This window comes from Kitasatospora sp. NBC_01300 (assembly GCF_041435235.1).
Taxonomy (GTDB): domain Bacteria; phylum Actinomycetota; class Actinomycetes; order Streptomycetales; family Streptomycetaceae; genus Kitasatospora.
The window spans coordinates 2,151,784-2,164,136 of the sequence record NZ_CP108408.1 but is presented as its reverse complement, the minus strand read 5'-3'; the positions used below and the strand labels follow the sequence as shown (position 1 = coordinate 2,164,136).

Annotated in this window: 8 protein-coding genes; 4 read left to right on the top strand and 4 right to left on the bottom strand. The window is 73.3% G+C overall.

The annotated features are described in order from the left end of the window. Positions 1 to 162: 162 nt before the first annotated feature. Positions 163 to 3,576, top strand: a complete 3,414-nt coding sequence (locus tag OG556_RS09605) for a BTAD domain-containing putative transcriptional regulator (RefSeq protein WP_371516743.1) — start codon at positions 163 to 165, stop codon at positions 3,574 to 3,576. A gap of 108 nt (positions 3,577 to 3,684) precedes the next feature. Here the strand turns inward: OG556_RS09605 and OG556_RS09600 are convergent, their stop codons facing one another. From OG556_RS09600 to panB, 3 genes are all read right to left on the bottom strand, one after another. Beyond that, entirely contained in the window at positions 3,685 to 4,497 is an 813-nt protein-coding gene (locus OG556_RS09600) for an ABC transporter permease (protein WP_371516742.1), read from the bottom strand. Then, positions 4,494 to 5,516 carry an ATP-binding cassette domain-containing protein gene (locus OG556_RS09595; RefSeq protein WP_371516741.1) on the bottom strand — a complete coding sequence of 341 codons (1,023 nt, stop codon included), beginning with the start codon at positions 5,514 to 5,516 and terminating at the stop codon, positions 4,494 to 4,496. The genes OG556_RS09600 and OG556_RS09595 overlap by 4 nt, the downstream gene beginning before the upstream one ends. A 151-nt stretch (positions 5,517 to 5,667) precedes the next feature. Further along, on the bottom strand, positions 5,668 to 6,537 hold the full coding sequence (panB, locus tag OG556_RS09590) for a 3-methyl-2-oxobutanoate hydroxymethyltransferase (protein WP_371516740.1): 870 nt from the start codon (positions 6,535 to 6,537) through the stop codon (positions 5,668 to 5,670). A 280-nt stretch (positions 6,538 to 6,817) separates the two neighbouring features. On the opposite strand from panB, the gene OG556_RS09585 reads away from it, so the two are divergent. The 3 genes from OG556_RS09585 (at position 6,818) to OG556_RS09575 (ending at position 10,574) form a co-directional block, all read left to right on the top strand. Then, on the top strand, positions 6,818 to 8,428 hold the full coding sequence (locus OG556_RS09585; protein WP_363580870.1) for an MFS transporter: 1,611 nt from the start codon (positions 6,818 to 6,820) through the stop codon (positions 8,426 to 8,428). Between the two features lie 164 nt (positions 8,429 to 8,592). Next, entirely contained in the window at positions 8,593 to 9,243 is a 651-nt protein-coding gene (locus OG556_RS09580; RefSeq protein ID WP_363580872.1) for a TetR/AcrR family transcriptional regulator, read from the top strand. A 461-nt stretch (positions 9,244 to 9,704) separates the two neighbouring features. Beyond that, positions 9,705 to 10,574 carry an endonuclease/exonuclease/phosphatase family protein gene (locus OG556_RS09575; protein WP_363580978.1) on the top strand — a complete coding sequence of 290 codons (870 nt, stop codon included), beginning with the start codon at positions 9,705 to 9,707 and terminating at the stop codon, positions 10,572 to 10,574. A 5-nt stretch (positions 10,575 to 10,579) separates the two neighbouring features. On the opposite strand, the gene OG556_RS09570 is transcribed toward OG556_RS09575, so the two are convergent. Beyond that, on the bottom strand, positions 10,580 to 12,334 hold the full coding sequence (locus tag OG556_RS09570; protein ID WP_363622309.1) for an NAD+ synthase: 1,755 nt from the start codon (positions 12,332 to 12,334) through the stop codon (positions 10,580 to 10,582). Positions 12,335 to 12,353: the final 19 nt, after the last annotated feature.

Sequence of the window (12,353 nt, the reverse complement as noted above, 5' to 3'; positions counted from 1 at the left end):
TCCGAGGAAAAGCGGCCAGGGGATCGATCATGCCGGGCGGGCCGGTGACCGGACAAGCCGTCCCGGGTGAACGTCCGAGGGCCCTGTCCGGGTTCCGCCGCCGGTGAGGGGCCCCTGGACAATTGTGCGCCCCGATCGCCGCCCATCGACCAGAATGGACCGGTGTACTACGGCATCCTCGGGACCACGACGGCCCACCACGACGACGGCACCCCGGTGCCGCTAGGCGGCGCCCGGCTACGGGCACTGCTCACCGCGCTCGCCCTCCGGCAGGGCCGCCCGGTGCCCGCCGACCTGCTGGTGGACGAGGTGTGGGAGGCCGAGCCGCCCCAGGACTCCTCCGCCGCGCTCCAGACCCTGGTCGGCCGGCTGCGCCGGACCGTCGGCCGGGACGAGATCGGCTCCGGCCCGGCCGGGTACTGGCTGACCGACCCGGCCACCGACCTCGCCGAGTTCCAGCGGCTCGGCGCCGAAGGCCGCCGCGCCCTCGACACCGGGGACCACGCGCTCGCCGCCGAGCGGCTGCGCGCCGCCCTGGCGCTGTGGCGCGGCCCCGCCCTGGCCGACCTGCCGGACCGCGGCGGCCCGGCCGCCCGGCTGGAGACCCAGCGCGAGGAGGCCCGCCGCCACCGGATCACCGCCGAACTCGGGCTCGGCCGGGCCGCCGAACTGGTCGCCGAGCTCACCGAGCTCTGCGAACGGCAGCCGCTGGACGAGCCGTTGCAGCAGCTGATGATCCGGGCGCTGCACGAGAGCGGGCGCACCGCCGAGGCGCTGCGCCACTACGAGCGGACCAGGCGCGCCCTCGCCGAGGAGCTCGGCGTCGACCCGGGGCGCCAACTCCAGTCCCTGTACGCCACGTTGCTGACCCCGGCCGAGGTCGAACCGGCGCCCGCCCCGGCGCCGACCGCGCCCGTGCCCGCGCCGGAGTCCATACCGGCCCCGGTGACCCAGCCGACCCCACCGACCCCGCCGGCCGCCGGGCGGCCCGGGGCGCCCCAACCCCCGCGCGTCGGCGGCAACCTGCGCGGCCGGCTGACCAGCTTCGTCGGCCGGGAGAGCGATCTCGCCGCACTGCGCGGGACGTTGACGGAGCGCCGGATGGTCACCCTGACCGGCCCCGGCGGCTCCGGCAAGACCAGGCTCTCGATCGAGGCCGGCCGCGCCGAGCAGTCCGCCGGGCACTGGCCGGACGGCGTCTGGGTGGCCGAACTCGCCCCGCTGGAGACCCCGGACGCGGTGCCCGCCGCCGTGGTCTCCGCGCTCGGCCTGCGCGAGATCGTGCTGCACAGCGGCGGCATGGTCGCCGAGGTGATCGAGAAGCGCGCCGAGGACCCGGTGCGCCGGCTGGTCGAACACTGCGGCCACCGCCGGATGCTGCTCGTCCTGGACAACTGCGAGCACCTGATCCAGGCCGCCGCCGACCTCGCCGACATCCTGCTCACCGAGTGCCCCGAGCTGACCGTGCTCGCCACCAGCCGGGAGCCGCTCGGCGTGCCCGGCGAGACCGTGCTGCCGGTCGAGCCGCTGCCCGACCCGGTGGCGCTGCGCCTGCTCACCGAGCGCGCCACCGCCGCCCGACCCGGCTTCGACCCGGACACCGACCCGGCGGCCTGCGCCGAGATCTGCCGCCGCCTGGACGGCCTGCCGCTGGCCATCGAACTCGCCGCCGCCCGGCTGCGGGTGATGACGGCACGCCAGATCGCCGACCGCCTGGACGGCCGGTTCGCCCTGCTCACCGCGGGCAGCCGCACCCTGCTGCCGCGTCAGCAGACCCTGCGCGCGGTGGTCGACTGGAGCTGGGACCTGCTGGGCAAGCGCGAACGGGCGGTGCTGCGCCGGCTCTCGGTGTTCGCCGGCGGCTGGCAGCTGGAGGACGCCGAGGCGATCTGCGCGGACGGCGTCGAGGTGGTCGGCGGGGAGGTCGCCGACCTGCTGCTGTCGCTGGTCGACAAGTCCCTGCTGGTGGCCGACCTGGACGACGGCAGCCTGCCGCGCTACCGGATGCTGGAGACCATCCACGAGTACGCGACCGAGCGCCTCGCCGAGTCCGAGGAGGAGCGCGACGCGACCGGGGCCCGCCACCTGACGCACTTCCGTACCATCGCCGCCACCGCCTTCCTGAACATCCACGGCCCCCAGCAGCTGCACTGGCTGACGGTGCTGGAGCGCGAGCTGGACAACATCCGGGCCGCGCTGAGGCGCGCCATCGACCTCGGGGACGAGGAGCAGTCGCTGGTCCTCACCCTCGGCATGAGCTGGTACTGGTCGCTGCGCGGCTACAGCATGGAGGCCCGCGGCTGGTACGACGCCGTCGCGGCGCTCGGGCCGGATCCGTTCGGCCCGAAGCCGCCCGTACCGCTGGAGCGGGACGTGCTCTCCTACGGCCTGCCGATGCCCGAAGGGGTCGTCGAGGAGGCCCGACGACTGCTCGCGATGTACCGGCTGATGGGCATGTTCGAGGGGAACCTGGACGTGCTCGGCAACCCGGTGGCGATCGCCGTCGCGGAGCAGCTGCTGGAGGTCTACACCCCGGAGCTGCCGCAGGCCTACCGGTTCCCGGGCCTGATGCGGGTGTTCGGGGCGTTCCTGGCCGGCCGGCTGGAAATGATGAGGAGCCTGCTGGACGACGCCGTCCGCGGCTGCGAGGAGCACGGCGGGCCGAACGACCTCGCGTTCATCCTGCAGCTCCGGGCCAAGATGCTGAACGACTGGCCGGGCGGGGCCGACCAGGGAATCCTGGACGGCCAGCGCTCCCTGGAACTGTTCGAGCAGGCCGGCAACCTCTGGGGGGTCTCCCAGGCCCTGTCCGCCCAGGGCGAGTCGCTGGCCAACCGGGGCGATCCGGAGGCGGCCGCCGTCGCGTACGAGCGGGCGATCGAGCTGGCCGAGGAGCTGGGGACGCCGCACGAGGTGCCGATGCTGCGGGTGAACCTCGGCTCCGCCCTGCTGGAGCAGGACATGGAGCGCGGCGAGCGGATCATCCGGGAGACGCTGGCCGGGCTGGATCACCACAGCGCGGACCACTCCTCCACCGGCGCGCTGCTGTTCGGCGGCCTCACACTCTGCGGCGTCCACATGCTGCGCGGTGAGTACGCGCAGGCGCTGGCCGAGCTGGACCGGATGGAGGCGACCAGCGTCGGCAGCTTCGCCCCGGGGATCGTGACCGGGATGCTGACCACCACCCGGGGCTGGATCACCGCCCGGGCGGGCCGGCCGGACGAGGGGCTCGCGATGCTGCGCGAGGGGCGGACGCTGCTGCGCGAGACGTCGCGCACGAGCGGCTTCGGCGAGCAGATGACGGTCATGGTGGTCCCCGCGGTGGTGGGGGTGCTGCGCGCCTTCGCCGAGCGCGACGGCGACCTGGAGCGGGCCCGGCAGGCCACCGTGCTGCACGGCGCGCACCACGTGCTGAACGGCCCGAAGGGCGGCTACCTGGACCGCGTCGAGCGCGGCCGGGCGGCGACCGACCTGCGGGCCCAGCTGGGCGACGCCGCGTTCGAGGCCGCCCACGCCGCCGGCGAGGGCCTGACCCCGGAACAGGTCCGGGAGCGGATGTACGAGTGGATCGGCTGACCGGCGTCCGTCCCTGGTCACCGGCCAGCCGTTCCGCCGGCCGGCCCCGTCCCCTGGTGCCGGCCGGTCGCCCCCCGGCCCTCCCCCGCGGAGGGCCGGCGGCCGTTCTCAGGTCCGCTTGCGGAAGCGGGCGACGGCGAGCGGCGCGAAGATCGCGGTGGTGGCCACCGACCAGATCAGCACGACCATCACCGGGTGGGCCAGCGGCCCCTGGCCGTTGAGCAGGGAGCGGGAGGCGTCGGCGAGCGCCGACAGCGGGTTGACCTTGGTGAAGGCCTGGAGCCAGCCCGGCATGGTGTCGGTCGGCGCGAAGATCGAGCTGCCGAACTGCATCGGCATCAGGACCAGCATGGCCACGCCCTGGACGGCCTGGGCGCTGCGCAGCGCCATGCCCAGCAGCATCGAGACCCAGACGATCGACATGCCGAACACCAGCGACAGGCCGACCGCGGCCACGACCTCCAGCGGACCGGTCTTCACCTCGAAGCCGATGCACATCGCGAAGCCGATCAGGATCACGAAGGAGAGCAGCGCCCGGCAGGTCTCGGCGGCCATCTTGGAGAGCAGGACGGAGGCCCGGCCGATCGGCAGGGTCCGGAAGCGGTCCATCACGCCGGTCTGGAAGTCGCTGTTCAGGCCGGTGCCGACGGCCATCGCGAGGGTGAGGCCGGTCTGCCCGAGCAGGCCGGGGATCATGTACTGCTTGTAGGAGTCCTGGTTGCCGGAGACGGCGCCGCCGAAGACGTAGACGAACAGCACCGTGAAGATGACCGGCATCAGCACGGCGTCGAACATCGACTCCGGGTCGGCCTTGATCCGCATCAGGTTGCGCCGGGTCAGTGCGCCGACGTGGCGGAAGGTGCCGGACAGGCCGATCCGGGAGTCCTCCACCCGGGCGGGGGCGATGGTGGCGGTGGTCATGCGACGGGCTCCTTGGCGAGGCTGGGGGCGGCGTCCGCGGTGTCGGCGGGCTTGCCGGTGATGGCGAGGAAGACCTCGTCGAGGCTGGGCACCTTGGTGTCGATGCCGGCTATCGCGAAGCCGCGGGCGCCGAGCACCCCGATGACGGTGGTCAACTGCTCGTCGTTGGTGATCGGCACCGCGAGCAGGCCGGTGTCGGTGGAGACGGTGGCGCTGGTGATGCCGCGGTCGTGCAGGCAGCGGGCCATCTCGGGCAGCTCGGCCGGATCGGCGGCGCGGATCTGGAGGGTCTGGCCGCCGACCTTGGCCTTGAGTTCGGCCACGCCGCCGTTGGCGATCACCCGGCCGCGGTCGATGACGGTCAGCTCGTCGGCGAGCTGCTCCGCCTCCTCCATGTACTGGGTGGTGAGCAGCACGGTGCTGCCCTCGGCGACCATCCGCTGGACCTCGTCCCAGACCTCGTTGCGGGTGCGCGGGTCGAGGCCGGTGGTGGGTTCGTCCAGGTAGAGCACCTTGGGGCGGCCGATCATGCTGGCGGCCAGGTCGAGGCGGCGGCGCATGCCGCCGGAGTAGGTCTTGGCGGTCCGCTTGGCGGCCTCGGTGAGCGAGAAGCGCTCCAGCAGCTCGGCGGCCCGGGCCTTGGCCTCGCGGCTGGGGAGGTCGAGCAGCCGGCCGATCAGGTAGAGGTTCTCGTACCCGGAGAGGAGTTCGTCGACGGAGGCGTACTGCCCGGTGAGGCCGATGGTGCGGCGCAGCTGCTTGGGCTGGCGCAGGACGTCGTAGCCGCCGACGAACGCGGTGCCGGCGTCGGGCTTGATCAGGGTGGAGAGGACCCGGACCAGGGTGGTCTTGCCGGCGCCGTTGGGGCCGAGCACGCCGAGCACGGTGCCCTCGCGGACGGTGAGGTCGACCCCGTCGAGGGCCTTGGTGGTGCCGTAGTGCTTGACGATGCCGCGGACTTCGACGGCGTTGCCCGCGGCGGTCCCCCGGTCGTTCGGGGCGGTGGCGATTCGTGTCATGCCCCTAGGTTGTCCGGCCCGGCTGTCAGCGGGCTGTCATGAGGGGGGCGGGCCAGGCGCCGCGCTGTCAGACCGCTGTCACCGGGGGAGCGGGTACACGGCAGCGGCCCCGCTCCCGGGCGGGGGAGCGGGGCCGTCGGGGGTCCGGGACCTAGCGGAAGCTGTGCTCCGCCGCCGGGAAGGCGCCGCCGCGGACGTCCTCGGCGAAGGCGCGGGCGGCGTCGCCGAGGACGGTCCGCAGGTCGGCGTACTGCTTGACGAACTTGGGCACCCGGCCCGCCGTCATGCCGGCCATGTCGGTCCAGACCAGGACCTGGGCGTCGGTGTCGGGCCCGCCGCCGATGCCGACGGTCGGGATGGTCAGCTGCTCGGTGACCTGGGCGGCCAGCTCGGCCGGCACCGCCTCCAGTACGACCGCGAAGGCGCCCGACTGCTGGACGGCCTTGGCGTCGCGCAGCAGCTGGTGCGCCGCCTCGTCGCCGCGGCCCTGGACGGGGTAGCCGCCGAAGGCGTGCACGGACTGCGGGGTGAGGCCGATGTGCGCCATCACCGGGACGCCGGCCTCGACCAGCAGCTCGATCGAGCGGGCGCTGCGCTCCCCGCCCTCCAGCTTGACCGCGCCGACCCCGGCCTCCTTCATCAGCCGGGCCGCGTTGCGCATGGCCTGCGCGGGGGACTCCTGGTAGGAGCCGAACGGCAGGTCGGCGACGATCATCGCGCGCTTGGTGCCGCGGACGACGGCGGCGGAGAGCATCACCATCTGATCCATGGTCACCGGCACGGTGGTCTCGTAGCCGAGGTGGCAGTTGCCGGCGGAGTCGCCGACCAGCAGGACGGGGATGCCGGCCTCGTCGAACACTCCGGCGGTGAGGGCGTCGTAGGCGGTGAGCATCGACCACTTCTCGCCGCGCTGCTTGGCGCTGGCGAGGTCGCGGACGGTGATGCGGCGGTTGGTGACCCCGCCGTAGAGGGTGGCGGTCGCCGCCTGGTTCTGGGCAGGCGAAGGCGAAGAAGCGTTCATCGAACGGACTCCTGAAGGGTTGTCGTCTCGTGGCGCCGTGCGGCGTCCCCGGATCACCTCCATGCTTGCACGCCCCGGCGTGCGCGCAAAGGGGCGTGCGGGCGGTCGGGTGCGATCTGCGGCACACCGGCGAGCGCGGGCGGCCCCGGGCTTTGCCGCGTTTTTACGAAACGGAGTCGTCTCGTATCGTAATGGCCGCTACCCTGGTGCCGGGGGGTTACGAGACGACCATGGCTCGGAATTGCCCGCCAGTGCCACACCACCACGGACGGGAAGACCAATGACCACCGCAGCCGCGCCACCCCGCGTGCCGGAAGCCATCCACCGCCGACGCTGGGCGATCCTCTGCACCCTGGTGCTCGCCCTGCTCGTCGTCGTCCTCGACAACTCGATCCTCAACGTCGCGATGAAGACCATCGCGACCCCCGCGCCGGTCGGCCTCGGCGCCAGCCAGAGCGACCTGGAGTGGTCGATCAACTCCTACACCCTGGTGTTCGCCGGGCTGCTCTTCACCTCCGGCCTGCTCGGCGACCGCTTCGGCCGCAAGCGCGCGCTGCTCGGCGGCATGGTGGTCTTCGGCATCGCCTCGCTGCTCTCCGCGCTGGCCGCCTCGCCCGGTGAACTCGTGGGCTACCGCGCCCTGATGGGCGTCGGCGCCGCGCTCGCGATGCCCGCCACGCTGGCCATCATCATGAACGTGTTCGAGCGCTCCGAGCAGCCCAAGGCGATCGGCATCTGGGCCGGCGCGGTCGGCCTGGCCATCGCCATCGGCCCGATCACCGGCGGCCTGCTGATCGAGCACTTCTGGTGGGGCTCGGTCTTCCTGGTCAACGTCCCGATCGTGATCGTCGCGGTGATCGCGATGATCGTCCTGGTGCCCGAGTCCAAGGACCCGAACCCCGGCAAGCTCGACCCGATAGGCGTGCTGCTGTCGATCATCGGCCTGGTCGCGCTGATCTACGGCATCATCAAGGGCGGCGAGCTGGCCGACTTCACCGCCGCCGAGGCCTGGGTGCCGACGCTGGTCGGCGTGCTGGCGCTGGCCGCCTTCGTCTGGTTCGAGGGCCGCACCCGCTTCCCCGCGCTGGACGTCACCTGGTTCCGCAACAAGGTGTTCAGCGCCTCCGTCGTGGTCGTCGGCGTGGTCTTCTTCGCGCTGATGGGCGTCTCCTTCTTCGGCGTCTTCTACATCCAGAGCGTGCGCGGCTACAGCGCGCTCCAGGCCGGCCTGCTGATGCTGCCGCTGGCCGTCGCCCAGCTGCTGTTCGCGCCGCGGGCCCGGCTGGTGGTCGACCGCTTCGGCGTCGCCGCCACCGCCGCCGTCGGCATGCTGCTGATCGCGGTCGGCTTCGTCGGCTACACCCTGCTGGGCGTCGACACGCCGATCTGGGTGCTGATCGTGCTCGGCCTGCTGATGGGCACCGGCATGGCGCACGTCATGCCGCCGGTCACCGTCGCGATCATGGCCTCGCTGCCCCGCGAGAAGGCCGGCGCGGGCTCGGCCGTCAACAACACCTTCCGCCAGGTCGGCGGCTCGCTCGGCGTCGCCGTGCTCGGCGCGGTGCTCTCCACCGTCTACCGCGACGGCATGACCGACACGCTCAACCAGCTGCCCGACGACCTGCGCGGCAAGGCCGGCGAGTCGCTGGAGGCCACCCTGGCCATCGCCGAGCGGATGGGCCCCAAGGGCGCCGCGCTGATCGGCCCGGCCGACGACGCCTTCGTCAGCGCCATGCACGTGGTGGCCTCGCTCTCCGCGGGCATCACGGTGGTCGGCGCGCTGATCGCCTGGTTCCTGCTGCCGCGCCGGTCGGCCGCCCCCGGCGGCCCGGCCGGGAAGGCCGCCGAGCAGCCCGACCAGAGCCGCAAGGCCGTGGCCGCGGACGCCTGACCCTCGATCGCACTGAGCGACAATGGCCCTGTCACCCGGGTGAACCCCCGGGCGGCAGGGCCGAGGTCCAGGACGGCGGCCGCCACCCGGCCCGGTCCACGGACCACCATCGGAAACGGAACGGCGCCCGTGCGCCACGCGGACAGCGAGGGAGTACAGCGGGGATGAAGACGGACACCCCGGCCGCCGGAGCCGGACAGCCCTGCGCCGCCGTACGCCGCGGCCGCCCGCGCAGCGAGGCCGCCGAGCAGGCCATCTTCGCCGCCGTCGAGGACCTGATGGCCGGCGGCACCGCGCTGTCCGAGCTCACCATCGAGGGCATCGCCGCCGCGGCCGGCGTCGGCAAGGCCACCATCTACCGGCGCTGGCCCAACAAGGAGGCCCTGCTGGTCGACGTGGTCAGCCGGCTGGAAGTCCCGATGCCCGCGCCGACCGACGGCACCGCCCGGGACCACCTGATCGAGATGATCGACTACATGCGCCGGCGCGGCCTCGCCAAGCGCTCCCGCTGGGTGCTCAAGGCCGCCCTCGGCCAGATGCAGGGCCTGCCCGACCTGTACAGCGCGTACCGCGACCGGGTGATCAAGCCGCGCCGGGAGGCGGGGCTCACCCTGATCCGCCGCGCCATGGACGAGGGCGTGCTGCGGTCCGACCTCGACGTCGAGCTGCTCGGCGACATGCTGATGGGCCCGATCCTGTACCGCAGCATCCTCTGGGACGACTCCGACCTGGAGGACCCGGACCTGGCCCGCCGGATGGTCGACTCGCTGCTCGAAGGCCTGGCGCCGCACGCGGCCTCCGGCTCCCGCGGCTGAACGCGCTCCCGCGCCCCGGACCCCGCGCCCCGGTCCCGTACCCGCAGCGACCTGCGTCCGACCTGCACCGACCTGCGTCCGACCTGCACCGACCTGCGTCCGGCGTGGCCTGGCTCACCAAACCGGGCCACGCCGGAACCCGCTCCGACGGCCCCGCGTCTGTCCCGGCATAGGCTGAGCCGGGTATCCGATCAAACCGGCACCAGTCCGGCACCCGCCCGTACCCCACGGGCCGGACACCGGACCGGCGACGGCACGAACAACGGGAGCCACGGATGACGCAGGCGGACAGGACCGACCGGAGCACGGCCGGGCCCTGGGGCGAGGCGGGCGCCCCGGCCCCCGCGGGCCGTCCCGGAGGGTTCCTGGGCCTGCGGCACTGGGGCCGGGACGGCCGCGGCGCCACCACCTGGCGGCGCGGCCTGGTGGTCGCGGTGCTGGCCGTGCTCACCGCCCTGCTGATGGCCCTCCACGCCGACGTCCCCAACAGCGCCGGCAACCTCGGCAGCCTGCTGGAGACCTTCCTGCCCTGGATCGGCCTGGCCGTCCCGGTGCTGCTGGTCCCCGCGCTGCTGCGCCGTTCCGCCACCGCGCTGATCGCGCTGCTGCTGCCCGTCGCGATCTGGCTCAACCTGTTCGGCGGCCTGCTCAGCGACAAGAGCGGCGGCACCGGCGACTGGACGGTGGTCAGCCACAACGTCGCCGCCGCCAACCCCGACGTGCCGGGCACCGTCCGCGGCCTGGTGGCCTCCGGCGCCCAGATCGTCGCCCTCCAGGAACTGGCCGGCAAGCCGCTGCGCGACTACGAGAGCGGGCTCGCCGAGGCGTACCCGTACCACGAGGTGGAGGGGACGGTCGGCCTCTGGTCGAAGTACCCGATCAGCGGAGTCTCGCCGGTGGACCTCAAGATGGGCTGGACCAGGGCGTTCCGGGCCCAGGTCGCCACCCCGCAGGGCCCGGTCGCGGTGTACGTCGCGCACCTGCCGTCGGTGCGGCTGAAGGCCGAGGGCGGCTTCACCGTCGACCAGCGGGACGTCAGCGCGCAGGCGCTCGGCGACGCGATCCAGGCCGAGCCGGTGAAGAAGGTGCTGCTGCTCGGCGACCTCAACGGCACCATGAACGACCGCAGCCTGGCGCCGGTCACCTCGCAGATGCGCTCGGCCCAGGGCGCCGCCGGGGACGGCTTCGGCTTCAGCTGGCCGGCGTCCTTCCCGATGGCCCGGATCGACCAGATCATGAGCAAGGGCGGCCTCGCGCCGGTCGACTCCCGCACCCTGCCCCGGGACGGCAGCGACCACCTCGCGGTGGCCGCCACCTACCGGTTCAACTAGCTGGGTCAGCCCCGCCGCCAGCGGTTGGTGATCGGCAGGCGGCGGTCCCGGCCGAAGTTCTTGACCGAGATCTTGGGGCCCGGCGGGTACTGCCGCCGCTTGTACTCGGCGGTGTCGACCAGCCGGACCACCCGGTCCACCACGGCCGGGTCGAAGCCGGCCGCGACGATCGCGTCCCGCCCCTCGTCGCCCTCGATGTAGCGGGCCAGCACGCTGTCCAGCAGGTCGTAGTCGGGCAGCGAGTCGCTGTCCTTCTGGTCCGGCCGCAGCTCGGCGGACGGCGGCTTGGAGATGGTGTTCTCCGGGATCGGCGGCACCTCGCCGCGCCGCTCGGCCTCCTCGTTGCGCCAGTGGGCCAGCCGGAAGACCAGCGACTTGTAGACGTCCTTGATCGGCCCGAACGCGCCCACCGAGTCGCCGTACAGGGTCGAGTAGCCGACGGCCAGCTCGCTCTTGTTGCCGGGCGCGAGCACGATGTGCCCCTCCTGGTTGGAGATCGCCATCAGCAGGGTGCCGCGCAGCCGGGACTGCAGGTTCTCCTCGGCCAGGCCGGTCAGCTCGGTCGCGCCCAGGTAGGCGTCGAACATCGGGGCGATGGAGACGGTGCGGTAGTGCAGCCCGGTACGGCGGGCCAGCTCGGCCGCGTCGTCCCGGGAGTGCTGCGAGGAGTAGCGGCTGGGCATCGAGACGCAGTACACGTTCTCGGCGCCGATCGCGTCCACCGCGATGGCGGCCACCAGTGCCGAGTCGATGCCGCCGGAGAGGCCGATCAGCACCGAACGGAAGCCGTTCTTGGTGACGTACGCCCGGGTGCCGGAGACCAGCGCGGCCCAGATCTCCGCCTCGTCGGACAGCCGCGGCGCCACCTCGGGGGTCGGGGTGTCCGCGGGCGCGGCCTGCGGCTCGCCGCCCAGCTCGGTGCGGACGAGGTGCAGGCCGTCGCTCAGCAGCAGGCCGTCGGTGTGGTCGCCGCCGGCGGCCGGCAGGTCGAGGTCCAGCACCAGCAGGTGCTCCTCGAACTGCGGGGAGCGGGCCAGCACCACGCCGTCCGCGCCGACCACGATCGAGTCGCCGTCGAAGACCAGCTCGTCCTGGCCGCCGACCATGTTGACGTAGGCCAGCGGGCAGCCCGCCTCGGCGGCCCGGCGCCGGACCAGCTCCAGCCGCTGGTCGTCCTTGTTCCGCTCGTACGGCGAGCCGTTGACCACCAGCAGCAGCCCGGCCCCGGCCTCGCGGGCCGCGGTGACCCGGCCGCCGTCCTGCCAGATGTCCTCGCAGATGGCCAGCGCGACGTCCACTCCGTGCAGCCGCAGCACCGGCAGCTGCTCGCCCGGGACGAACCAGCGGTACTCGTCGAACACGCCGTAGTTGGGCAGGTGGTGCTTGGCGAAGCGGGTCACCACCTCGCCCCGGTGCAGCACGGCGGCGCAGTTCTGCGGGGAGCCGGCCGGGCGGCCGAACCTCGGCGAGGCGTGCTCGGAGCGCCCGAGGTAGCCGACCACCACCGGCACCTCGCCCAGCCCGTCGGCGGCCAGCCGCCCGGCCAGCTCGACCAGCGCGCCCCGGGACGCCTCGACGAAGGAACTGCGCAGGGCGAGGTCCTCGACGGGGTAGCCGGTCAGGGCCATCTCGGGGAAGGCGACCAACTGGGCGCCGGCCTCCACGGCCTGCCTGGTCCAGCGCACCACCTCATCGCTGTTGCGGGCGATGTCACCGACCCAGGGGTCGATCTGGCTCAGGGCGAGACGGAGATTGGGCATGCCTCCGAGTGTAATCGTC